At 64.7% G+C, this 24,546-nt stretch carries 22 protein-coding genes; 15 read left to right on the forward strand and 7 right to left on the reverse strand.

What is annotated here, in order from left to right:
* Positions 1-3 precede the first annotated feature (3 nt).
* From AB0L58_RS13140 to AB0L58_RS13190, 11 genes are all read left to right on the forward strand, one after another.
* Positions 4-1,056 (forward strand): MCE family protein, encoded by a 1,053-nt coding sequence (locus tag AB0L58_RS13140; RefSeq protein ID WP_364385921.1) that lies wholly within the window; start codon positions 4-6, stop codon positions 1,054-1,056.
* A 100-nt stretch (positions 1,057-1,156) separates the two neighbouring features.
* Positions 1,157-2,272: an MCE family protein gene (locus AB0L58_RS13145; RefSeq protein ID WP_364385924.1), complete on the forward strand. Its 1,116-nt coding sequence runs from the start codon at positions 1,157-1,159 to the stop codon at positions 2,270-2,272.
* A gap of 16 nt (positions 2,273-2,288) precedes the next feature.
* Complete coding sequence (locus AB0L58_RS13150) at positions 2,289-3,407, forward strand: MlaD family protein (protein WP_364385927.1); 1,119 nt, start codon at positions 2,289-2,291, stop codon at positions 3,405-3,407.
* Complete coding sequence (locus AB0L58_RS13155; protein ID WP_364385930.1) at positions 3,404-4,678, forward strand: MlaD family protein; 1,275 nt, start codon at positions 3,404-3,406, stop codon at positions 4,676-4,678. The genes AB0L58_RS13150 and AB0L58_RS13155 overlap by 4 nt, the downstream gene beginning before the upstream one ends.
* 45 nt (positions 4,679-4,723) lie before the next feature.
* The gene (locus AB0L58_RS13160; protein ID WP_364385933.1) at positions 4,724-5,593 is read left to right on the forward strand and encodes a hypothetical protein; all 870 of its coding nucleotides are present in this window, start codon (positions 4,724-4,726) and stop codon (positions 5,591-5,593) included.
* A gap of 67 nt (positions 5,594-5,660) precedes the next feature.
* Positions 5,661-6,863 (forward strand): cytochrome P450, encoded by a 1,203-nt coding sequence (locus AB0L58_RS13165; RefSeq protein WP_364385936.1) that lies wholly within the window; start codon positions 5,661-5,663, stop codon positions 6,861-6,863.
* Positions 6,864-6,895: 32 nt separating this feature from the next.
* Positions 6,896-7,732 carry a mycofactocin-coupled SDR family oxidoreductase gene (locus tag AB0L58_RS13170; protein ID WP_364385939.1) on the forward strand — a complete coding sequence of 279 codons (837 nt, stop codon included), beginning with the start codon at positions 6,896-6,898 and terminating at the stop codon, positions 7,730-7,732.
* Between the two features lie 15 nt (positions 7,733-7,747).
* Entirely contained in the window at positions 7,748-8,740 is a 993-nt protein-coding gene (locus AB0L58_RS13175) for an NAD-dependent epimerase/dehydratase family protein (RefSeq protein WP_364385943.1), read from the forward strand.
* Positions 8,741-8,777: 37 nt separating this feature from the next.
* Entirely contained in the window at positions 8,778-9,782 is a 1,005-nt protein-coding gene (locus tag AB0L58_RS13180) for a LacI family DNA-binding transcriptional regulator (protein WP_364385946.1), read from the forward strand.
* Positions 9,783-9,924: 142 nt separating this feature from the next.
* Positions 9,925-11,382 (forward strand): aldehyde dehydrogenase family protein, encoded by a 1,458-nt coding sequence (locus AB0L58_RS13185; protein WP_364385949.1) that lies wholly within the window; start codon positions 9,925-9,927, stop codon positions 11,380-11,382.
* A gap of 578 nt (positions 11,383-11,960) precedes the next feature.
* Positions 11,961-12,311 (forward strand): Lsr2 family protein, encoded by a 351-nt coding sequence (locus AB0L58_RS13190; RefSeq protein WP_364385952.1) that lies wholly within the window; start codon positions 11,961-11,963, stop codon positions 12,309-12,311.
* Between the two features lie 259 nt (positions 12,312-12,570).
* Here AB0L58_RS13190 and AB0L58_RS13195 read toward each other — a convergent pair whose 3' ends face one another.
* Entirely contained in the window at positions 12,571-13,296 is a 726-nt protein-coding gene (locus AB0L58_RS13195; protein WP_364385955.1) for an SDR family oxidoreductase, read from the reverse strand.
* Between the two features lie 91 nt (positions 13,297-13,387).
* On the opposite strand from AB0L58_RS13195, the gene AB0L58_RS13200 reads away from it, so the two are divergent.
* Positions 13,388-13,807, forward strand: a complete 420-nt coding sequence (locus tag AB0L58_RS13200) for a MarR family transcriptional regulator (protein WP_364385958.1) — start codon at positions 13,388-13,390, stop codon at positions 13,805-13,807.
* 66 nt (positions 13,808-13,873) lie between these two features.
* Here the strand turns inward: AB0L58_RS13200 and AB0L58_RS13205 are convergent, their stop codons facing one another.
* The 3 genes from AB0L58_RS13205 to AB0L58_RS13215 all read right to left on the reverse strand — a co-directional run bounded on the left by AB0L58_RS13205 (position 13,874) and on the right by AB0L58_RS13215 (position 16,450).
* Positions 13,874-15,004 (reverse strand): site-2 protease family protein, encoded by a 1,131-nt coding sequence (locus AB0L58_RS13205; RefSeq protein WP_364385961.1) that lies wholly within the window; start codon positions 15,002-15,004, stop codon positions 13,874-13,876.
* An 89-nt stretch (positions 15,005-15,093) separates the two neighbouring features.
* Complete coding sequence (locus AB0L58_RS13210) at positions 15,094-16,206, reverse strand: ThiF family adenylyltransferase (protein WP_364385964.1); 1,113 nt, start codon at positions 16,204-16,206, stop codon at positions 15,094-15,096.
* A 121-nt stretch (positions 16,207-16,327) separates the two neighbouring features.
* Positions 16,328-16,450 carry a hypothetical protein gene (locus AB0L58_RS13215; RefSeq protein ID WP_364385967.1) on the reverse strand — a complete coding sequence of 41 codons (123 nt, stop codon included), beginning with the start codon at positions 16,448-16,450 and terminating at the stop codon, positions 16,328-16,330.
* Positions 16,451-17,002: 552 nt separating this feature from the next.
* Between AB0L58_RS13215 and AB0L58_RS13220 the strand changes: the two genes are divergently transcribed.
* Positions 17,003-17,548: a hypothetical protein gene (locus tag AB0L58_RS13220; RefSeq protein ID WP_364385970.1), complete on the forward strand. Its 546-nt coding sequence runs from the start codon at positions 17,003-17,005 to the stop codon at positions 17,546-17,548.
* A 222-nt stretch (positions 17,549-17,770) separates the two neighbouring features.
* Here AB0L58_RS13220 and AB0L58_RS13225 read toward each other — a convergent pair whose 3' ends face one another.
* Together AB0L58_RS13225 and AB0L58_RS13230 are read right to left on the reverse strand one after the other, a co-directional pair.
* A complete protein-coding gene (locus tag AB0L58_RS13225) occupies positions 17,771-18,574 on the reverse strand; it encodes a hypothetical protein (RefSeq protein ID WP_364385973.1) in 804 nt (267 codons plus the stop codon).
* 84 nt (positions 18,575-18,658) lie between these two features.
* Positions 18,659-19,666 (reverse strand): hypothetical protein, encoded by a 1,008-nt coding sequence (locus AB0L58_RS13230; RefSeq protein ID WP_364385976.1) that lies wholly within the window; start codon positions 19,664-19,666, stop codon positions 18,659-18,661.
* A 251-nt stretch (positions 19,667-19,917) separates the two neighbouring features.
* On the opposite strand from AB0L58_RS13230, the gene AB0L58_RS13235 reads away from it, so the two are divergent.
* Positions 19,918-21,384, forward strand: coding sequence for an MDR family MFS transporter (locus AB0L58_RS13235; protein WP_364385979.1), 1,467 nt, complete (start codon positions 19,918-19,920; stop codon positions 21,382-21,384).
* Positions 21,385-21,590: 206 nt separating this feature from the next.
* Positions 21,591-22,706 (forward strand): MAB_1171c family putative transporter, encoded by a 1,116-nt coding sequence (locus AB0L58_RS13240; RefSeq protein WP_364385982.1) that lies wholly within the window; start codon positions 21,591-21,593, stop codon positions 22,704-22,706.
* Positions 22,707-22,975: 269 nt separating this feature from the next.
* Here the strand turns inward: AB0L58_RS13240 and AB0L58_RS13245 are convergent, their stop codons facing one another.
* Positions 22,976-24,454: an aldehyde dehydrogenase gene (locus AB0L58_RS13245; protein ID WP_364385985.1), complete on the reverse strand. Its 1,479-nt coding sequence runs from the start codon at positions 24,452-24,454 to the stop codon at positions 22,976-22,978.
* Positions 24,455-24,546: the final 92 nt, after the last annotated feature.

Below are 24,546 nucleotides of genomic sequence, written 5' to 3' on the forward strand. Positions count from 1 at the left end.
GAGATGATGCGACGACCGAAACGACTGTGGCAACGGATGTGCGGCCGTCCGCTCGAGGACCGGAGCAAATTGCGAATCGGCCTGGTCGCGGTCACCGTTCTCGCGGCCGTCATCGGGGTGACGGTATTTGTGAATTCGCTGCACCTCGGCACACAGACCTATCGGGCAGATTTCGCGCAGGCCGCGGGTGTCAGCTCCGGCGATGGGGTGACTCTCGCCGGTATCCAGGTCGGCACGGTGACCGGGACGCGGCTGGCCGGGGACCACGTGGTGGTGACCATGAAACTGCGGCGCGGCCTGCCCCTGGGATCCGATACCGGCGCCGCCATCAAACTGACGACACTGCTGGGGTCGCGCTATATCGAACTCCGTCCCGCCGGATCGGGGCACCTACAAGGCAATTCGATCCCGCTATCGCACACCGAAGTGCCTTACGACCTGCAGACCGCGCTGCAGAACGCCACCACGACCTTCAGCACTATCGATGCCGATCGGGTCGCGCAGACGATGAACGCCCTGACCGAGCAACTGCGCGGTACCCCGGCGTTGATGCCCGAGATGCTGCAGAACATCAGGACCCTCGCCGCCGTGATCGCCGACCGACGCACCCAGATCGGCTCGCTGCTGAGCAGCACCGAGCAGGTGACCACGGTGCTGCGAGATCAGCAGGCCGAACTGTCGGCAATGGTCGATCAGGGCCGGAATGTGTTGCAGGAGATCATTTCTCGGCAGCACGCCATCGAAGACTTGCTGAGGGCCACCACCACGCTGGTCCAACAGTTGAAGCCCGTCGCGGTGGACGACGGGCCGGAAATCCAGCAACTGCTCACCAATCTGACGCAGATGACGGGAATGATCGCCGGTCACGACGACCTGATGCGCAACATTCTGCAGATCCTGCCGGTGCCGTGGCGGCTATTCGCGAATGCCACCGGGACCGGTCAGGAACTGGTGGGCAATGGACCCGATGGCGCCTTCATCGATTCGTTCATGTGTGCGCTGAGCGAATACGCGAAACAAGTCAACCGGCCTCCGTACCTCCAGGACTGCAAATGAAACCAGCCCCAATCGCTCTCAGCGGCGCCGTCGTCGCGGGATGTTCCAGTGGCCCGAACGGGCGGGCTGACCGGTTCATCGATCACCCCCAGGACCGCAAATGAGTTCCGTGATCCGGGGGGTGAAACTGGCGGTCGTCGCGCTGATCGGTGCCGTTGTCGGGGGATGTTCCGGTGGTCCGATCGCCGGGCTGACCGATAGGTCGATCACGATCGTCGCGCAATTCACGAATGCGAACGGCTTGTACACCGGCAACGCCGTCTCGGTACTCGGCATGCGGGTCGGCAAGGTTGTCGAAATTCAAGCGCGGGCGACGCACGTCGACGTCACCATGGATATCGACAAATGGGTCGAGATTCCAGCCGACGCCCAGGCGGTTGTCGTGTCGGATTCCGTCCTGACCGACCGGCATGTCGAACTCACTCCGGTGTATCGCGGCGGCCCGGTGCTGGCCGACCACACCGTCCTGACCACCGATCGCACCAGAACACCGGTGGAATTCGACAGCCTGCTGGCAATGGCCGACAAACTGTCCACGTCGCTGAGTGGGGATGGCAATGGCCAGGGACCGGTCGCCGGGCTGCTCGGTATCGGCTCGCAGATCGTGGCCGGTAACGGGAACGACCTGCGCGATGCGATGAGCGAACTGTCGCGCGCACTGCAACTCGGCCCGGACAATGGGGCCGCGACTCGGGCGGCCATCACCTCGGTCGTCCAGAATCTCGACGCCTTGACCGCGGCCGCCGCCCGCAACGATCAGGCATTGCGTGAATTCGGTTCCGGTGTGCGGACATTGAGCGACATCCTCGCCGACCTGAATCTGGGAGCGGGGGATACCGGTGCCCAACTGAATCAGATCATCATCCAGATGAGCGATCTCCTACAGCGCAATCAAGGCAATCTGCGCGTGCTGGCTTCGAATTCGAACACAATCAGCAAATCCATGGCCGACTACAACGACAATCTGGCGGAATTTCTCGATGTCTTCCCGCTGGTAACGGACAACGCGTACAACGCCATCGACCAGAATGTCGGCGCACTGCGCGGCACGGTCGGCCTGGACAGGTTCTTGCTGGACGGCCAGATGCTCAAATCGGTGTGCAATCTCCTGGGACTGACGGACCTCGGCTGCGCGACCGGAACCGTGCGGGATATGGGACCAGACTTCGGTGTCGGCCAGCTGCTCGCGGCGATCGCGGGAATGCCGCCGAAATAGCAGGGATGACGGGAATATGAAAAGATTCGGTTCGCGCCGCCTCGTGCGCCTCACTGTCGCAGTGGCGGTATCGACCGCTGCCTGGTCTGTCACCGCATGCTCGGTGAGCCTGGACAAGCTCCCGCTACCGGCGCCGGGTATCGGCAGCGACAGCTATTCATTGACGGCCACCTTCGCCAACGCCCTCAACCTGCCGGCCAAAGCGAAGGTCCGGCTCAATGGCGCCGATATCGGGGAGGTCGATTCGATGCGGGCCCAGAACTACACGGCCGTCGTGGTGATGCGGATCGAATCCGGTGTGCGGCTGCCTGCCGGGACCACCGCCGAATTGCGTTCGGCCACACCGATGGGCGACGTCTTCGTCGCACTCGCCCGGCCGACCCATCCCGATCCAGCGGCGCCCGATCTGGTTGACGGCGCACGCATTCCACTGCAGTCGACCTCGGCGGCGGCCACCATCGAGGAAGTGCTCACCAGAGCCGCCCTATTCGTCAACGGTGGTGCCATCGAGAACATCACCAGCCTGGCCAATAGTCTCGGCGCGGCCGTGGGTGGGCGCGGTGATCGCTTGGCCGAGATGGTCGAGCAGACCAAGCAATTGGTGAACAACCTTGCGGCTCGGTCCGACCGGATCCGCGAAATCCTCGTGGCGACCGGCGATTTGAGTGCGACGATGGTGGCGCGGCGCGACGACGTCACCGACGTTCTCGCCGCGGCCGGACCGGCTCTGCGGGTCATCGGCGACAACACCCGCGGGATAGTCGATCTGATCGGGCAGGTGAACCGGATTACGCGGCAGATCGCCCGGTACCCGTCGGTGAACGGCACGAACGACGGCAGCCTGATCGAATCCGTCGATAAGCTGGCCGACGGCATGAACGCCGCGGCGAACAATCCGAATGCGAATCTCGACGCACTCATCGGGATCATTCCGCTCATTATCAAGGTGACGAGTGCTTCGTCCGCGCACGTGAACGTCGATGTCGCCCGGCTCGCCATCGGCGCACTGCCGGATCCGAACACTCCCGCAGATTCCGGGGCGAGAATGCCGGATGCCACGGATTGGGTCGATTTCGTCGGATCGCTGGAATACACCCTCAACCGCTTGAAAGACAAAGTCGAGCCGGGCCGATGAACACAGCCGCCATTCGCAACGTAATGCTGGAGCTACCCGCGCGGGTGCTGGTGCACATGGTGCGCCGACTGTCGCGCCACCGCCAGCTGACCTCCTGCCTCGGCCTGCTGCTGGTCCTGCTCGTAGGTGTCGGGTATCTGCTGTTGGGGTCCTTGCAGCTCAATCCGTTCCGGTCGCAGTATGAAGTGCGGGTCGAACTGACCCAATCGGGTGGCCTGTTGCCCGGTCAGGACGTCACCCTGCGCGGCGTCCGCGTGGGGCGCGTGCGGTCGGTCGACGTCGACGGCGACAAGGTCCTCGCCGTCGCGTCCATCCGGTCCGGCGTGCGGATTCCGCTGTCAGGGAGCGTACGGGTCGCTTCCTTGTCGGCGGCGGGTGAACAGTATCTGGATTTTCTGCCCTCGTCCGAGAGCGGGCCCTATTTGTCCGATGGCGACATCGTCGGCCAGGACCGCACCTCCACGCCGGTCACGCTGGCCACCATGCTCGGCAGCATGAGCGGCACCTTGGCGCAATTGAATCCGGCCGAGATCGAGGCCATAGTGCGCGAACTCGGCGCGAGTTCGGCCGGTCCCGAGAAACTGGCCGCCATCGTCGACGGCGGCATATTCCTGCTCGCCGCTCTGGATTCGGTTCTGCCGCAAACGGTTTCGCTGCTGCACACCAGCAAGGCGGTGCTCGTCATGCTGGGCGACGTCACTCCGGGGCTGCGGGCGAGCGCCGCGAACCTGTCACAGACGATGGCGGGCGTCGGATCGATGACCGGCGGCTACCAGACCCTCGTCGACAACACACCGGGTGCGCTGGCCGCGGTGGACAAGATCATCGCCGACAACTCGCCGACCATGGTGCAGTTGCTCGGCAACCTGGCCACCACCTCACAGATGGCCTATCTACACGTGCCGGCGCTGCGGGAATTCTTCTTCCCACAGCAGCGCACCGGCTCGACGCTCGATGCCATCACCTCCGCCATGCACGACGGCGGCGTCTGGGCCACGGTGAGTACCTACCCGCGGTACTCGTGCGATTACGACGTGCCGCGCCTGCCGGGTTCCATTCCGGATTTCCCGGAACCGTATCTACATGCGCGGTGCACGAATCCCGACCCATCCCTCCTGCCGCGCGGCGCGGCGAACGCGCCGCGGCCGCCCGGTGACAACACCGCGACCATTCCACCCGGCGTCGATCCGCGGCAACGCGCGGATCCGACCCCGACCGGGCCGTACTCCGTTCCGCAGACCTACGGCGGCCCGTTCGTGCCAGGAGGATAGCGCACCGAGTCAAGGGTGCAGGAGATCGTGAAGAGGAGAGCAAGGATGAATACAAGCTCGGTGATAGCCGCTGACCAGGTTGACGATTCGGTCTCGTCCGACGCCGAAGGTGCCGCAGCGGCACCGATCGACGAGGTGTCGGCGGCGAATCCCTCCGCTGAGAGTGTGGCGGCTGAGAGCGCTTCGGTCGAGAGTTTTTCGGGCGCACGTATTTTGGTCGACCGTGCTTCGGCGGAGGAGGGTGCCTCGGTCGAGCGCGCCTCGGCCGCGAGTGTCCTGGTCGACCGTGCGTCGGTCGAGGGTGCCTCGGACGACGATGCTCCTGCTGGAGATCCCAGGGCTGCGAATCCCGATGAGCTGAGTCGTGATTCAGCGTCGTCGACCGCTCAGGCCGAAGTGTCCGACGTCGTCGACATATCCCGGCGGTGGTGGCGTCGATGGTTGCCACGGCCGGTGACGGGGATCTTGATGTTGCTCGTTGTGGTGTCGGTGGTTCTCGCGGCGGTGTTCGGCTGGAAGCTCGAGACCCGCAACGATCGCCAAGCTGCGGGAGCGGCGGCGTTGGCGGCCGCTCAGGACTATGCGGTGGCCCTGACCAGCATCGACTCATCGCATATCGACAGCGATTTCGCGACCGTACTCAACGGCGCGACCGGTGAATTCGAGCACATGTACAGCCAGTCGGCCGAACAGCTCAAACCGATGCTGGTGCAAGCCAAGTCGGTCAGCAAGGGGCATGTGGTCGCCGCCAGCGTGCAGTCGGCCTCGGACAACCAGGCCGTGATCATGCTGTTCGTTGACATCGAGATCACGAACGTGACGAACCCGACGCCGCGAGTCGACCGCAACCGCGTCCTGATGACCGTGGACCGCGTCGACGGTCGCTGGCTGACCAGCAAGGTCGAGCTCCCGTAGGCGGGTCGGCCCCGCCATGCGACGACACACCCGCAATTCGAAATTCGAGAAGGAGAGGTGAGTCTCCGTGACCACCAGTGCGATAAGAGACATCTACTACGACCCATACGATGTCCGGCTCAATGCTGATCCCTACCCGATGTTCCAGCGGCTCCGCGAAGAGATGCCGCTCTATTACAACGAGCAGCACGACTTCTACGCGATCAGCCGGTGGGCGGATGTGAATGCGGGCCTGCTCGACACCGGTACCTACAGTTCCGCACGCGGAGCCATCCTCGAACTGATCAAGGCTGGCATCGAGATGCCGCCCGGAATTCTGATCTTCGAGGATCCGCCGATCCACGATATCCACCGGAAGTTGTTGTCGCGCATGTTCACGCCGCGCAAGATTCGCGAACTCGAGGACAAGGTTCGCCAGTTCTGCGTCCGCAGCCTCGATCCGTTGGTGGGCACCGGTCGGCTGGATTTCATCGGCGATATCGGCGCCCAGATGCCGATGCGCACGATCGGCATGCTGCTCGGCATTCCCGAGGAAGATCAGGAAGCCATCCGCGACTTCGCGAACGAGCAGATGCGGACCGAGGCCGGCCAGCCGATGAAGGCTGCCTCCGAAGGGCTTGCCAACGGCGATATCTTCGCCGCGTATATCGACTGGCGTGCGGAGCACCCGTCCGACGACATCATGACCGAACTGCTCAACGTGGAATTCGAGGACGAGACCGGCACCGTGCGGCGACTGACCCGCGAGGAGTTGCTGATCTACGTCAACGTGGTCTCCGGCGCCGGCAACGAGACCACGACGAGGCTGATCGGTTGGGCGGGCAAGGTGCTCGCCGAACATCCCGATCAGCGGCGCGAGCTGGTGGAGAATCCGCGACTCATTCCGAACGCGGTCGAGGAACTGCTCCGCTTCGAGCCACCCGCACCACACGTCGCGCGCTATGTAGCCCGGGATGTCGAACTGCACGGTCGGACGGTTCCGGCGGGCAGCGTGATGATGATGCTCATCGGGGCGGCGAACCGAGACCATCGGCAATTCCCCACGGACGGTGACGTTTTCGACATCCATCGGGACACCCGCCAACACCTGACCTTCAGCGTGGGCACGCACTATTGCCTGGGGTCGGCGCTGGCTCGGTTGGAAGGGCGGATCGCGCTGGAGGAGATCTTGGCGCGGTTTCCCGAGTGGGAGGTCGACATGCCCAATGCCGAGCTGTCGCCCACCTCGACCGTCCGCGGGTGGGAAACGTTGCCTGCCTTCACTTCCTGACCAACGAATCAACACAACGAATAGAGGTAGTCATGACCGGACGGGTCGAAGGAAAGGTCGCATTCATCACCGGCGCTGCGCGCGGCCAGGGCCGCAGTCACGCCGTGCGACTGGCGCAGGAGGGCGCCGACATCATCGCCGTCGATGTGTGCAAACAGCTGGACAACGTACCTTTTCCGATGCCGACGTCGCAAGATCTGGCGACCACCGCCGATCTCGTCAAGGCCGAAGGTCGGCGCGTCGTCACCGCCGAGGTCGACGTGCGCGACTACGCGGCGCTGAAGGCGGCGGTGGACAGTGGCGTCGAGCAGTTGGGCCGACTGGACATCATCATCGCCAACGCGGGCATCGGCAACGAGGGTGGTCTGCTGGTCGATCTCGAGGAACGGCTGTGGGAGGACATGATCGGCGTCAACCTCGGCGGGGTCTGGAAGACTGTGAAAGCTGGTGTGCCGCATATTATCTCGGCCGGTCGTGGCGGCTCCGTCATCCTCACCAGCTCGGTCGGCGGTCTCAAGGCGTATCCGCATGTCGGGCACTACGTCGCGGCCAAGCACGGCGTGGTCGGCCTCATGCGAACCTTCGCCGTCGAGTTGGGGCAGCACTCGATCCGGGTCAATTCGGTACATCCCACTCATGTCAGCACAGAGATGTTGCTGAACGAGGGAACCTATAAGCTGTTCCGCCCCGACCTGGAGAATCCGGGCCCGAAGGACCTGGAGCCGATCTGCCAAATGTTCCACACCCTGCCGGTGCCATGGGTCGATCCGGTCGATATCAGCAATGCGGTGCTCTACCTGGCGTCGGACGAATCTCGCTACGTCACCGGCGTACCTCTGCCGATCGATGCGGGCAGCATGCTCAAGTAAGTACGTCGGTCGGCCATGACACAGTCGAAGAAACTCGTCATCGGCGCCAGCGGGTTCCTGGGAAGCCACGTGACCCGCCGGTTGGCGGCCGAGGGTGCGGACGTGCGGGTGATGCTGCGCTCCACCAGCTCTACACGCGGGATCGACGATCTCGATGTCGAACGCGTCTACGGTGACATCTTCGACGACACCGCGCTGCGTTCGGCGATGAACGGATGTGACGTCATCTACCACTGTGTCGTGGACGCACGGATGTGGTTGCGTGATCCGAAACCCCTGTTCCGCACCAATGTCGAGGGTTTGCGGCATGTGCTCGAGGCCGCTGTCGCGGCCGGACCGGACAGGTTCGTCTTCACCAGTACCACTGGAACATTGGCCATCAGCGACGGTCATCCGGTCACCGAGGCCGACCCGCACAATTGGGACGGTGGCGGTCCCTACATTGCCGCCAGAGTCGCGGCCGAGGATCTCGTGATGCGCTACGTCCGGGAAAAGTCTCTCCCGGCCGTGGCCATGTGTATCTCCACGACCTATGGCCCCGGTGACTGGGCACCGACACCCCACGGCTCCGTGATCGCCAGGGTCGCCGCCGGGCGGTTTCCGTTCTACTTCGACTTCTCCTCGGAGGTAGTCGGCATCGCGGACGCCGCACGGGCGATGGTCCTCGCGGGCACTCACGGCCGCGTCGGTGAGCGGTACATCGTTTCGGACCGCTACCTGAGCAGCCGAGAGGTCCACGAGATCGCCGCCGATGCCGCTGGCGTCCGCGCACCGCGCATCCGGCTACCCCTGAGATTGCTCTACTCAGCTGCTCGCGGCAATGACCTCGCCGCCCGTTTGGTGCACCGCGACCTCCCATTCGCCGCGGTCGGGTTGCGTATGGCCGAGTTGATGTCCCCGCTCGACCATGGCAAGGCCGAGCGGGAACTCGGCTGGCAGCCCGAGCCGGTGGAGAATTCGATCCGCCGCGCGGCGGAGTTCTTCAAGCAGCGTGCCGGGGGATGGTGACCCGGATGTGGTCGGCGCGGCGTGCCATCATGAGGCCATGGTCGCTCGTGAGGGTGACGCGTCGAGCGTCGAGGACAGGGTCGCGCGGCCCACGAACGCCGATGTGGCGCGGCTGGCGCAGGTATCGACCGCGACGGTCAGCTATGTCCTGAACAATGCCGAGGGCAAGCGGATTTCGGCGCGAACCCGGGATGCGGTCTACGCCGCTGCCGAACAGTTGGGGTATCGGCCGAATGTCGCCGCGCGGAATCTGGCACGCGGTAAAGGCGGTGTGGTGCTGTACGTGGTGCCGCGGGTGGCGGTCGGAGATATGCCGATCGAGGCGGGTAACCGGATGACCACCGAACTTGCCCGCCACGGTTTGCTGCAGGTGCAGATCTTCGAGACCGAGGACGATCAGCAGGTCGTCGATGCCATCGGCAATCTCGATCCGACCGCGGTCGTCAGCATGTTTCCGCTGAGCAGCCGCGTACGCACCGCGGTGCAGGCGGCGAAGGTGCCGCATATCGAGATCGGGCTGCTGCCCGCGCTCGGGGATCCGCTGCTGTCGGTCGGCGCGTTGCGGGTCGGGCATCTGGTCTCGCGTGGGCACCGCAAGATCGCCTTCGCCTACACCGGAATCGCGAAATGGCGTGCCCTGGGCGACTATTGGTTCGAGGGCGTGGCTCAGGCTGCCCGCCTACGCGATCTGCCGTCCATCAGTGTGGGCGAGGTGACCGCGGACAATGTCGCGGCGGTGGTGGCCGGGTGGGTGCGTGACGGGGTGACCGCCGTGTGCGCGCAGAGCGATGAGATCGCGGGCCTGGTGCTGTTCGGTATCCGTGCTGCCGGACTCCGCTGCCCCGACGACCTCGCCGTGATCGGGGTGGACGCCAACCCCATGGGAGCGTTCAGCTCACCTCCTCTGACCACCGTTGAGTTCGATCCGGCCGCGGTCGCCAGCGCCGCGATCGCGGCAGTCCTCGCCGAACTGGGGTATCCGGTGCCGTCGAGTCCAGAGCCCACCGACATCGCCCGGCTCATCGTCCGCGCCTCGACGTAGACCGAGCCGCCGCCGCCCACCGATGCTCGATGTCGCCCCTGGACAGGGGTTGGTTAAGCGCTTAATCTACGAGGTGACGGCGGGTTGCCAGGGCGGGGCCGTCCCGATCGAACAAGTCGCAGACGCGCGAGGAGTGATACTCATGACGGTGCAGTCAGTGTTGGACGAGATCCGTGAACGTCCCGGGACCGGCGAGGTGATTCCGATCATCGATCCCGTTACCGAGGAGCAGATCACCGAGTTCACCGATGGCGGAGCCGAGGCCGTGAATACCGCCGTGGCCCAGGCAAAGTCCGCGTCCAAGTCGGGGGTATGGAAGAACCTGGCGGGCAGCCAGAAGGCTAAGGTGCTCTGGCGTATCGCGGATCTGATCGACGAGAACGCCGCCGTCCTGGCCGAACTCGAATCGCTCAACGCCGGTATCCCGCAGAACCAGGCCGAGACCATCGTGGCCGTCGGTTCGGAATGGTTCCGCTACTACGCGGGCTGGTGCACCAAGATCGACGGCATCGCCCACGACGTGAACACGGGTGGGCTCACCGGTGTGGAATCACATCAGCACGCCTACACCCTCAAAGAGCCCTATCCCGTTGTGGGGCTGATCTTCCCGTGGAACGGTCCGGTCTTCAACTACTGCGCCAAGCTCGCCCCCTCGCTCGCGGCCGGGTGCAGCAGCATCGTCAAACCCGCTGAGGAGACCCCACTCTCGGCGCTGGTGCTGGACAGAATCCTCGCCGAGGCCGGCGTGCCCGACGGTGTGGTCAACCTGATCACCGGCTATGGGCACACCACCGGCGCGGCGATCACCGCCCACCCGGACGTGGACAAGGTCGCCTTCACCGGCTCCACCGAAGTCGGTCGGGAGATCGTGAAAGCCTCGGCGATCAGCAACCTCAACAAGGTCACCCTCGAGCTGGGCGGGAAGTCGCCGGTGGTGATCTTCGACGACGCCGACCTGAACATGGCCATAACCATGGCCGGATTCGGCACCTTCGTGCACTCGGGCCAAGCGTGTGTGTGCGGCTCGCGCGTTATCGTCCAGCGCGGCGTCTACGAACAGGTCGTGGAAGGCGTCGCGAATATCGCGAACAACCTCAAATTGGGCGGGCCGAAGGAAGAGGGCAGCATGATCGGCCCGCTGATCAGCGCCAAACAGCTCACCCGTGTGCTGGGCTACATCGATCAGGGCAAGTCCGACGGCGTCGAGATCGTCACCGGCGGACGGCGTCTCGATCGGCGCGGCTATTTCGTGCACCCCACCGTGGTCACCAACGTCGATCCCGCCACCAGCCGCCTCTTCCAGGAGGAGATCTTCGGGCCCGTCGTCACCATCCTGCCCTTCGACACCGAAGAAGAGGCGATCGCGCTGGCCAACGACAGCACCTACGGTCTGGCCGCCACTGTATGGACCAAGGACCTCGGCCGCGCACACCGATTGGCGAAAGAAATGCAGGCCGGAACCGTGTCGCTGAACTGCCAGATGGTCTTCGACCACTCCATGCCCTTCGGCGGATACAAGCAATCCGGGTGGGGCTACGAGTCCGGTAGGGCAGGTCTGGAAACGTATTTGCAGACGAAGATCGTTTGGGCGCAGATGTAAACCGCTCCACCGGCCGCTGAGCTACCACGACTGTGCGTGTCGAGACTTTTCTCGACACGCACAGTTGCCTGCGCTCTCGCCCGCCGCGGCAAGCAATAGCCAGACCCGGTCACGCCGTCTCCCAGCGGTAGCTCACCTCGACCGTGGTGTGCTGAGGAGAGGGTCAGGCGCAATCGGAGACGCGGACAAGCACTGAGAATCGGTCGTAGCCGTGCTGGTCGGACCGGTAGTGGCGCGAAGTCGGTTCGGCCGTTCGGAAAGTGGGCGGTTTGCATTTATCAGACGATTCCAATGATCGTCGTCTGCCTGCTTGTGCGCCGGTGCGCAGGTACGGGGTCATTCTGGTAATGCTCGTCGGGCGGGTTCCGGCAGATGTCGGGCATCGCTCGACTTTCGCATACGCCGGTGCTCGGAATTGCTTCGGCGGAAAAGTCTGTTCACTAATCGGCGATATCCCGGTCCGCTGTGCTGTAGACCAATGTCTGCCTGTGTAACCAACATATCGTGCTGCAATATTCGATATAGTGGCAGCTACCATCAGCATGCCGCAGAAATGCTCACACATGAAGGGCTGACTCATGGCGAAGAAAGTGACCGTTACCATGGTCGATGACTTGGATGGCGCATCGAAAGCCGATGAGACCGTTGAGTTCTCCCTCGACGGGGTTACCTATCAAATAGATCTGTCGACAAAGAATGCTGGAAAGCTCCGTCAGCTACTGGAGCCTTGGACGGAGAACGCCCGCAAGCTGGGGCGGCTGAAGTCCAGGTCCAAAACCAGAGTCGCTGGGAAGGACATTCGATCACCGGTGGATCGGGACCAATCGCTCGCTATCCGGGAATGGGCTCGCAAAAACGGGCACAAGGTATCGGCGCGGGGCCGGATCTCCGCCGACATCGTCGCCGCGTACAACGCTGCCGGTAAGTAAGCCGGACTCGACGGTGCCGCTGATTTCGTTCGCTCGGCATCGGATCGTATTCGAGGGCATCGGGTCGCACATGTCGAATTCGATAATCGAGTGCCTTTAAGCCGGCGAGATCGGGAGTTTCTTCCAGCCGAATGTGCTGGGTTACATCTCCCGATGAGGTGAATCGGTCGGTCCCGTGTCCGGGGCCGACCGTCATCCGCCAACTCGGTCGCGTCTTTCATCTCGTGGGACGCAAAGGTCCAGCTGATCGGGGCACGGCTCAAAAGAGTCCGCCGCCGGCGTGCAGCGATTGGCCGGTGATCCAGCGGGCATCGGGGGAGGCGAGAAAGGCGACGATATCGGCGATATCGGCGGGCTCGCCGATCCGGGCGAGCGGGGTCTGCTCGATCACCTCTGCGGTGAGTGCCGGGCTGCGCGCCGCGGCGAGCGCCTCGGTGCGGACGGCGCCGGGCAGTACGTTGTTGACGGTGATGCGACGCGGTCCGAGTTCCTTGGCCAGTACTCGAGCGAGTGCCTCGCTCGCGGCTTTGGTGGCGGCGTAGATTCCCGAACCCGGTCGATGTGTCGCCGTCACTCCGGAGGATACGACCACGATCCGTCCGCCGTCGCGCAGTCGATTCGCCGCCGCGCGCAGCGCGATGAAGGTGGCCTTCGTATTGGTGGCGAACATCAGATCGAACTCGTCGTCGGTCGCATCGGCGATCGGACCGAAGGTCGCGGTGCCGACATTGTTCACCAGGATGTCGAGTCCGCCGAAGTGCTGTTCGGCCGTCTCGAAGAGGCCGATCAGTTGGTCCGGATCCGCCACATCGGCCCGGGCGGCGACCGCCTGCCCGCCGCCGGCTTCGATGGTGGCCACGACCTGTTCGGCCGCGGTCCGATCCGAGAGGTAGTTCACGACAACGGCCACACCGTCGGCGCCGAGCCGTTCGGCAATGGCGCGGCCGATACCGCGTGAGCTTCCGGTGACGAGCGCGACCGGCATGACTGCCTCCAATAGATGATGACATCGATAGTTGATAGCATCGACTAGTTCATTCGAGATTGTCAACTGTCGATCATCTAAACTATTGGGCATGACCTCGCAGAATCCGGATCTGGCTGCGGCCTTTGCCGCCCTGTATCGCGAGGTGGGCGTGCTGTACGGCGCCATATCGCGCCGGTTCGGGCTCACCGTGCAACAAGTCGAACTGCTGTGCCTGCTATCCGACCGCCGACCGTCGTTCGGTGAGCTTGCGGGATTGCTCGGCTGCGATAAGACGAATGTGACCGGCATGGTGGATCGCCTGGCGCGGCGCGGTTTCATCGCCAGGGAGACCGATCCCGACGATCGCCGGATCACCCGAGCGGTCCTGACCGATGAGGGCGCCGCCATGCGGGAGAAGTTCCGGTCCGCCCTGGCGACCGAGCTGGAGGCTCGGGTGCCGCGCGCCAACCGCGCGAGGCTCGTTGCACTGATCACGGATTCTGTGACCGCACTCGCCGCGACCCGATGAGTTGACGCCCCGGCCGTCTCGACGATCGGCTCTGGACATCCGGTGTGCGATGACGGCGAGGTTGTCCTACCGCCGTTTCACCCGGTGGCGGCGCCACCAGGTCACGGCCCACACAGTGTGGAGGGTGCCGAGGATGAGCAGAACGACGATGCTGTCGAGGTTGGTCGCTACCGGCTGGCTCGGACCGAGCCTGGTGACTGCGCGGTAGATCAAGGTGAGATCGACGGGCAGGGTGAAGGTCACCATCGCGGTCAAGCACAGTACGGTTCCGACGACCAGAACGATGCTGTAGACGCGCACCGCACGGCGTTCGTGCGGCGGTAGGCGGAGGCTGGGATCTGCTGTCGTCTCGGAGTGTCGAAAGATCGTATGCCGCAGCCGGTTTCCGGCATAGCGCGCGTATGCGAGGCCGTCACCGTACAGGTCGCGGCAAGACGTGAGGTCCTGCAGCACGAAATAGACGTCCGTGCGCATGAACACCATGAACTGAAACGGCAAGGGCAGCAATGCGATCACCACGACCGCGGCCAGCATCCGGTGCGGCGTCGTGGCCGGGGGCGTCGCGGCTGCGAGTATGACCGCGACAGCCGCGACCGAGAAATTTGTCGACATACCGGCCAGATAGGCAGTGAGCCGGTGCCGCCGTGGCGCGAGTTCGATTCCGCTGATATCGGTTTCGGCCACCAAGAACTGCAGGCGCGTACCCAGTCGGATCCGAGCGTGCACGCCGGTCGCGCGCGCGACCACGAAATGCGCCAGTTCGTGAACGAACACCAGCGACCAGCCCGCGGTGACGCTGAGTGCCAATACGATGCTGCCATCAGGACTCCACAGCAGGTTGCGGAAGCCCGGCAGCAGGTCGGGTCGCTCGACAAGGGTCGCCGCCGCGCCGACCATGAGAAAACCGAACAGCACCGGAAGAATCGGGCTGAGTGCGAATCGCACATGTTCGGGGCGCAGCCACGGAAACGACGCCGACCTCGGCCGGGTACATGGCACCGTCCGCCCGTCGACCTCGGCCACGAAATCCAGCCCAATCAGCGCTTCGACGAAGGTCAGCACATCGAACTCGCGGCCCTCGGCATCGGCCAGCCGCCCAGCCGCCTGCTCGATGGTATGACCGGCTCGCAGCAGTTCCAGTGCGGTCACGCCCTCCCGTGGGAGAGCTACGAACTGCCGAGTCTCGAACCTGCCCACGATCCACTCGTCGCGATCCGGTCGAATCGCCAAGTCGTGCGGTCGGATTCGACTGTCCGGTCGCGGGGTGACAGTCGTGTCGGCATCGGTCACGGCGCGCTGCCGCACGCCGGGCAATCCGGCCGAGAGGTGACGCGCTCGGCCGCGGCCGCATCGAGGCGAACCAGGTTCACGTCGTATCGGAACCCTGGTTCGATCGGTGGGGCACCGGTCAGCGTGGCGAGCGCGAAATGCGTGAGGAGCGTGCCGGTGAGGTTCGCCGACACAATGTTGACCGGATGCCAGGGCAGTTGTGGCGCAAGGCTTTCCAGCGTCGTACCGGGAGGCAACCGCATATCCGCCTGTTCGGCTTGGTGATCGTGCAGGCATTCCCAGCAGGCACGCTGTCCGGGGCCGTGCAGGCTGCCCGATACGGTTGGGCCGTGGTAGCCACCGACCACCCACGGCACGCCCGCGGCCAGGCACGCCCGATTGGCCCATCGGCGGATCGCGCGCGGCTGATCAGCGCACAGGGCAAGCAGGTCGTATCCGGGTTCGAGCAATTCGGCCAGGTCGGACTGCTCCGATATCCGACGTTGTGCACCGGTGACCCGCACATCGGAGTTGAGCGCACGCAGCCGCTGGGTCGCGGCCTCGACCTTCGATCTGCCGATATCGTGCTCCCGGAACAGGATCTGGCGGTTGAGGTTGGAAAGTTCGACGAAGTCGGCATCGACGCAATGCAGTCGTCCGACACCGGAGGCAACGAGGCCCTGCGCCACGGTTCCGCCGACACCACCGATGCCGATGAGGAGAACGCGGGATCGGCGGAGTCGAAGTTGCACGTCCCACGCGCTTGCCCGAGCCGTCCGGTCGATCCACCGAAAGAACGCCACACCGCGGGAATACCGTTCCAGTTCGCGCTCCGACAATTCGACCGGAACCGCGGCACCCGCATCTTCCAGGAAGCCCGCGTCCGACAACTGTTGCATCGCGTCGGCCGCGGGCACTCCCGGATAGTTGGAAAGCACCGCGTCGACGACTTCGTCGGGCGATCTGGTGCCATCCAATGCGTCGATCAGGATCCGCACCCAGCCATCCGGATCTTCGATTTCCACACCGAGGCCGTGGACCGTGGCACCGATCCTGACATTGCCATCGATCGTGACGTATCGACCGTGTTCCGGTTTGATCCGTGGCCGCAGCATCTGATCCGCGCGCATCCGGCCTACCGACAGCTAGTTGCCACCATTACCACTGTCGCTGGTGGTCTCTTTCGGGTCCAGCGGCCGGATGACGATGGTCGTGCGCTTGTCGGCGGTGGATTCAGGAACATCTCGGTTGCTAGTTGCCACCATTGCCGCCGCTGTCGCCGGTGGTCTCCTTCTTGTCCAGCGGCCGGATGACGATGGCCGCGCGCTGATGAGCCGTGGATTCGGCAGCTTCCTTCTCGCGCTCGTTCTTCATCTGAACTCCTTTCCTCGGAACCGAGCGACCGGGATGGTCGCCGCTCGTCGAACTGTCCTGCACGGAGCACTGAATGGCCGAGTTACCGACCGTGGTATTCCTTCTTGTCGATAGCCACGGGCCGGTCCACCGCCGGACGAACGGGGGTCTTGTCGACTGCTTTCGCCATGACCACACTCCGTATCATCGGATACGTGTACACCCGAGACGGGTGACTGATGATTCGATGGTTCGCCGCTGGTCGGTGCATGTCAACGACGGTAATCCCAAGGGTGGGAATGGATTTCGCCTAACGTAGGCAGGCTGCCGAGATGGTCGCCGTATGTCGGCGGCCGGGGGTCTCGGCCTCGATTGCGCGACCGGAGACGTTGGGCGGCAACACGATCGGCACTCACCCGACCCGACCGCGAGCCATGATCGTAGACCGCGGGGTTGCTCCCGGACGATACTATTACCTTTCGATCACAGATGTGGTCGACTGAATCACGTGGCCCGGCACGGGCTTTCAGGGACGTGTCGGCGCGTGGCAGCCGATGAAATGTGGGGAAAACTATGAGCGCCATCAAGTTCGCCGCCACCGCCCTGCTCGCGATCGGTGCGACCGGCATTACCGCAGGCGCCGTGCACGCACAGCCGGCAACAGCCGACACCACCGTGCAGGCAACCGATCACGGCATCAACTTCAGCACCGCACCGACAGCAGACCGCCGAGGAGTCAGCACCACCGTCGAGGCCGGACGGTTCACCGTGGCCGCCGATGCGCTTTCCATCACCCTCACCGACGCCGCGGGCAATGCGGTGACCTCGATACCGCTGGGACTGCATACGGCGGCCGGGACCGTCGCCCTCTCGCCGGAGATTGCCAACGACGGCCGAACCCTCACCCTCACCGCGCAATCCGACACCGCCCGGACCGCGCGGGCGATCGATGAAGCCTCCGATACGATCGCCCGCAAGCAGTACAACGCCGGTATCGGCGCACTCATCGGCGCCGGTATCGGCGCGGTGATCGGGTTCTTCCTCGGCGGTGTCGGTGCCCTCGTCACCATCCCGATCGGTGCCGGTATCGGCGCGCTGATCGGCTACTCCACCCCCTGATTCCGGATCACAATCCGTTCGAGTCCCTGTGTGCCGCAAAGCGAACAGCAGCGGCGCACAGGGACTCGTGTCTTTCGGCCCGCTTTCGGTTGCGAACCCTGCTCGGCAGGATTTCCGAACACCGCACCGACGAGCTGATGCAGGAACGCAACGGCTGCGTCGATATCGCTGGCGAGGATCCCGCAGCCGTCGCCTCCGACTGGCTGAAGGTTGATCGAGTAGCTAGTTGTCGGTCGGGGGTCGCAGGCTGATGCGGTCGGCGAGGGCGTCGACGGCATCGGCATCGGCGTATGCCTCGGTGGTCAATTCGAGGAATGCGGCCCAGCGGTTTATGCGTGGCGTCCAGCGTTGGATGAACGCGTGGGCATGTTCGAACTCGCCTCGCGCGCCGCTGATCTGTGCACGCGCCGCAGCCTCGGTGGCGGCTTGTACGGTGTGCTGGGCCAATGCCAATTGTTCTCGGCAGTGGTCGGCGTCGGGGACTTCCTCGCGCACAGTGTCGGCTTCGACGCGCAGGTTGAGGATGAGTCCGGCCAGTCGCGGGTCGGCCGGTCCCGACCGCGGGGCGGAGGTTCCCGCCGCGATGGCTTTATCACGGCGTTCGTGCCGCCGTCGCTCCCGCTTCTCGGCCAACGCCAGTTGCTTACGGTAGGTTTCGGCATCCGTGACGGTGACCACGGGAAAGGTCAATGTAGCTGTCGCCGAGAGCATTTCGACGCCATTACCGTCACGGACCCGCATGGCGACCCGGTCGAGCGGCGGGGTCGGGTCGGTTTCGTTCTCGAGGCGGGCATCGAGCACCGCGTTTCGGTACTCGATCATGATGTCGGCGACGACCCGGTCGAGCACCGCGGTACCGACCTCGACGTGGTTGCTACATGTGCGGCCGGTGCAGTCATCGGGAGTTCCGAATTCGCCGTCACCGGAGTCGACAACGGATTCCCCGGCCGGACCGCTGCCCACGACCTCCCAGCTATAGGTGTTGGATTGTGCTACCTCGGCTCGCTCCACACAGTCCTCGGACATGGCCTGACCGTACTTCATGAAGGCGCTGCGAATCCGGATGTTCTCCGAAGCGGTCCGAACGCGTCCGTCGCCGCAAGGTGGGGTTCACCGGAGGGGGCCGGACCGCGGATGGGCCTGGAAGAAATCCCAGATCACCTGATTGGCGTTGATCGATGCGGTGGTGGTGCCGACCAGCGGTTCGGGGGCGATGGTCGGCGAACCCGGCCAGGTGTGCCCGCCACCGAGCACGGCGTATAGCTCGACGGCGCCGTCTCCGGGACAGGGGTAGCTGAACAGGGTCACATCGGCGGCGATCTGGCGCTGTTGCGGCTCGGGCCCGCAGCCGTTCCGATGCGCCCAAGCGGCGGCCTGCGTCGGGATGGTCGCGGGTCCGGGACCATCGACGCCGCTCGGCTTGGTGCCGCCGCGTCCGGCCGCGGAGCCCGAACCGTCCGCCGACGGCAGTAGCTGGGCGTTGGGACCGGGTCCGCCGGTGTAGGCGACGATCGGGTCGGCGGTGCCGTGGAATGCGATGACCGGCACCGGTCGCGCCGGATGGCACCAGGCGAAGTCCTGCAGTCCGGCCACCGGTGCCACGGCCGCGATCCGATCCGCGAGCTGACATGCCAGCGACGAGGTGGTGAAGCCACCCATCGACAGTCCGGTGACGAATACGCGCCGTAGATCGACACACAGTGTCGATTCCACATGCGTCAGCAGTTCCGACAGATAGGCGACATCTCCGCTGTTCTCGCTGAAATCCCACCGTGGCCAACCGGGGTCGTCGAGTTGCGGGGTGATCGTCGCGAATCCGTGCTCGATTCCGAACTGGCCGACACCGGTGCTGAAGCGCTCGATCTGGGCGGGCTCCAGATATCCGTGGAGATCGACGACCACCGGCAGCGACGCACCCGCTGTCCCCGCGGGAACATCCTGGACGTAGGTACCCGATTTTCCCGCGGCCGCGAATTGCCCGGTGGATGTTCCGGAAGCGACCGCGGGCGATGCGCATCCCGCGGAGGCCACCGGATCGGTTCCGTTCGGTGCCTCGGCTCCCGCCGCGTTTCCACACACGAGTGCCACCGTCATTACGAACGTCGCAGCGGCGCTCATCCCCATCCGGCGGTGTGCCGTTCGCGCAGTTTCAGAAGGATCGTTCTGCTTCATGAGAGGTATGTTCTCATTCAGGCGTCTGCCGTGGGGGCGTGTGTCGATGGGCGGAAGAACTTGTCGGTGGCGACCGCAATACTGTCGCGTGCCGATGAATTCGAGCCGCCGGTCCCGTCTGAACCACTGTGGTGCGATCCGATGACTCGGCAACGCGCCGCACACATCCCCGTCGACATGCTCTGGAGGTACACCCGATGTCAGCCGAACTTTCCGCCCCCGCCTCGGGAGGGCGGACGCCGACCGTCATCCGGGTGCTGGTACTCGCGACCTTCGTGGTGATCCTGAACGAGACCATCATGATCAACGCTATCCCGCGTCTGATGGCGGACCTCGAGGTCACCGAGCGGGCGGCCCAGTGGGTGTCCACCGCATTCATGCTGACGATGGCCGCCGTCATCCCGACCACCGGCTGGTTCCTGCAACGGGTTTCGACCAGACGGGCCTATGCGGTGGCGATGGTGGTGTTCCTGGTCGGTACCGCGTTGTCGGCCGTCGCGCCGTCGTTCGCGGTACTGCTGCTCGGCCGGATCATTCAGGCCGGTGGTACCGCGGTCATGATGCCGCTGCTGATGACCACGCTGATGACCGTGGTGCCCGAGCAGGATCGGGGCCGGGTGATGGGCAATGTCACCCTGGCTATTTCGGTGGCGCCCGCCCTCGGTCCGGTGGTCTCCGGGATGGTGCTGCAGATCGGTTCGTGGCGTTGGCTTTTCGCGCTGGTACTGCCGATCACGGCGGTCGTCACCTGGCTGGGCCTGCGTCAGCTGGAGAATGTCGGTGAACCACAAGCCGGGGCGATCGACTGGTCGAGTGTGGTACTCGCCGCGCTCGGATTCGGTGGTCTGGTGTTCGGACTCAGCCGGTTCGAGAGCGACAACCTCACCAGCCCGGCCCTGATTGTCGCCGCGGGTTCGGCCCTCATCGCTGTCTTCGTATTCCGTCAGCTGCGCCTGCAGCGCACCGGCACCCCGCTGCTGGATCTGCGGGTCCTGCTGTCCGGCACCTACACGAAGGCGCTGGTGCTGATGTCGGTCGCGTTCATGGCCATGCTCGGCTCGATGATCCTGCTGCCGCTGTATCTGCAGAACCTGCGTGGCCTGAGCCCGTTGCAGACCGGCCTGCTTGTGATGCCGGGCGGCCTGGCGATGGGTCTGCTCGGACCGACGGTCGGCCGCCTGTTCGACCGGTTCGGTGGACGCGTCCTGGTGATTCCCGGATCGGTCGGGATCGCCGCCGCGCTGGCCGGATTCACCCGGATCTCGATGTCCATGCCGTACTGGCAACTGCTGGCTCTGCACATCCTGCTGATGGTGTCGCTGGCGACCACCTTCACCCCGGTCTTCACCCTCGGCCTCGGTGCGCTGCCGCAGCATCTGTACTCGCACGGCAGCTCCATGCTCGGCACCCTGCAGCAGGTCGCCGCAGCCTTCGGCACCGCCCTGGTGGTAACGGTGATGTCGGCCCGCAGCACCGGACTGGTCGCCGACGGCACCGATCCGATCACCGCTCACCTAGACGGCATGCGCCTGGCCTTCCTGGTCTCCGCCGCCCTCGCTCTGATCGTGATCGCCATGGCAGTACTCCTGCCGAGCCGGGCGGTCGCCGCCCCGGAGCAGGCCGACGAGCTCGACGCCACTATCCCCGAATTGGTCAAGAGCTGACCGCGATTCGGCACACCGAACCCGGCCCATTTGAGGGCCGGGTTTGGTGTCTCCAAGCCAGCTAGAACTGAAATCGTAACGGTATCAGCCCATTACGCGTCGAACTGCGGGAGTTCACAATCCGATCCGGCGCCGCGTGACAGTGCGGCCGAGGCGGCAGTATCCTCCGACCGGCACGAGTTCCGTCGGACCAAGAGGATGCATCGATGTCGTCACCGATACCGGCAGTCGTGGCCTGGGCGGTGATCGGCTACGTCACGGTTCTCCTGTCGGTTCGGATATGGCTCGGCGGCGGCACGGTTATGGATCGGCTCGTAAACCACACGGGCCTGTGGAGCATCGCGACCCTGCTGATATACCGGTGCGCATCGACCCCCACCATCGATGACCCGGCGAATCAGCTTGCCCTGGGCTGCATTTTCCTGACCGCCACATACCAGTACAGCATCGGCCGGCTCACCAGAGCCGATTCCGAGCCGGATACCGTATGGCGCCACCAGTGCAACGCCGCTCGCCTCGCCTTGGCGGCGACGGCCTCGATAGTCCTGGCCACGGCATCGGCGAGATACTCGGGACGATCGGTCGACCTGCGCCTCGCGGGGGTTGCCCTGGGCATCGGCTGCGCGTTCGCCGTCACCTACAACACGTTTGTGCTCACTCGCAGATGCCTTGGCGCGCTCCGCGACGTCGACACCCCGCGCGCGGCGCGGATCGTTTGTATCGTCCTGATCGGCAGCAATGCCGTTATCTCGGGTGCGCATGCACTCTGGCTCTGCCAGCTGGCCACCGGATGGCCCAACTGCCCACAACTGTCGCTGGTCCAGGCTGCGTTCACGCTGTGGGTCGCGATCAATGCGACACTGCACGCGATGCCACTGGTCGCGGAGTTGGTGCTGCGGGCGGGTATGGATCGCGCCACCAGAACCTGTCGTCGACTGTTGCCGCTGTGGCGTGATCTGACCGCGGCGGTCCCGGAGGTCGTCATGCCCGTCGATGCGCGGCCCGGCTCAGATCCAGCCACCCGTCTGCTGCGGATGACTGTGGAGATCCGCGACGCAATGCTCCACCTGGGCGCTTACCTCCCGGCCGATAACAATGAGACGCAACGTAATACCGTACGAGAGCCCGAATCGGACGGGGGGATTACCGATTACGCCCATCGGCTGATACGGGCCGCGCAGGCCAGAAAGGCGGGCCTACCGCCCGCCGGCACCGGCACACCACCGCAATCACCTTTGGTCGCACACGATTTCGACGCCGAGCTCGCGCACCTGATCGAGCTGGCCCGGGTCTGGCCGCAAGCCAAGGCCGCGATGGAATGAGCCGATCGCGCGGCGATCGCGGGTCGCCATAGGAGTATCCCCAACGCGTTTCAGATCATTCCGCGACAGTTCGACCTGGACATAGCAGGTTCGCCGATGACCGGCTACCTGGCTCGACCGGAACAGGCCGAGCCATTTCCCGCGGCGTTGGTCGGCGCCGATTTGTGGGTTTGACCAACTGCCCTGGTGCGAGCAACTTCGCATCGGGTCGATGACGGTCGTTCGCCGGCAGCCCGCGGGATCCGTGCGCCGACCAGTCTCCCCCCAGATCAGCGAATCACGAATGGATTTCCCACCGGCGCACCGGAATTGATCCACACCGTCTTGGTTTCGAGATACTCGCGGATCGCGTCCGCACCGTTTTCGCGCCCGATGCCGGAATCCTTGACTCCGCCGAACGGTGCCATGAAACTGACGGCGCGGTAGGTGTTGACCCATACGGTGCCGGAGCGGATGCGTTCGGCCATGCGGAGGGCGCGGGCGATATCGCTGGTCCATACGCCGGCGCCGAGGCCGAAGCGGACGTCGTTGGCCAGGGTGACGGCGTCGTCTTCGGTGTGGAACGGTATGACGGCGAGTACCGGGCCGAAGATCTCCTCCTGGGCGATCCGCATGCGATTGTGGACGCCGGTGAAGATGGTCGGTTCGATGAACCAGCCGCTACCGCATTCCGGGCGGGTCGCGACGGCACCGCCCAAAGCCAGTGTGGCGCCTTCCTGTTCGGCGATCCGAAGGTAGTCGAGCACCTTCGTGTACTGCGCCGGTGTGGTGATCGGGCCGACCTGGGTGTCCTCGGACATGGGGTCGCCCATGCGGGCCGTGCGGGCGAGTTCCACTACGCGTGTGACGAATTCGTCGTGGATGCTGTCCTGGACCAGCAGTCGCGATCCGGCGATACAGGTTTGTCCGGTGGCGGCGAAGATGCCGGAGACGGCGCCGTTGACGGCGGCGTCGAGATCGGCGTCGGCGAATACGATATTCGGCGATTTACCGCCCAGTTCGAGGCTCACATGTTTGAGGTCGCGGGCCGCGGCCTCGTTGATCCGGCGCCCGGTGGGATCGGATCCGGTGAAGGTGATCTTGCGCACCAGTGGATGCTCGACGAGGGGCGTGCCGACATCCGCGCCGAAGCCGGTCACCACATTGATTACGCCCGGTGGCAGCCCGGCCTCATGGAACAGTTCGACCAGCTCGAGCGTGGAGGCCGAGGTGAATTCCGATGGTTTGATCACCACGGTGCAGCCCGCGGCGAGGGCCGGGGCGAGTTTCCAGGTGAGCAGCATCAGCGGTGAATTCCATGGCGTGATGATGCCGACGACACCGACAGGCTCATGGCGCGTGTAGGCGAAGTAGCCTTTCTTGTCCATCGGGAGCACCGCCCCCTCGATCTTGTCGGCCAGTCCGCCGTAGTAGTAGAACCACTGCGGCAGATAGCTGAGCTGGCCGTACATTTCGGCGAACAATTTGCCGTTGTCGCGGACCTCCGATTCGGCCAGTCGGTGGCCGTGTTCGGCAATGGTGTCGCCGAGGCGGCGCAGCAGTGCGCCGCGAGCGCTGGCGGTGAGTTCCGGCCAGGGGCCGGAGGTGAAGGCACGGTGTGCGGCCTGGACCGCGACGTCGACATCGTCGGCGCCGCCTTTGGCGATCCGTGCCCATGCTTCGCCCAGATACGGGTTGTCGGTGGGGAACCACTCGCCGCCGATAGGCTGATGGTCCTGACCGTCGATGAACATCGGATACTGCTGCATGGCTGACCTCGGTGTCAGAAGGGGGCGTAACCGTGCGCAGCCCGGAATCGGATCGGCTGTGCGACCCATCGTGGGCGATGATGAACAGTGTT

It is taken from the genome of Nocardia sp. NPDC052112, from assembly GCF_040680135.1.
Classification (GTDB): Bacteria; Actinomycetota; Actinomycetes; order Mycobacteriales; family Mycobacteriaceae; genus Nocardia.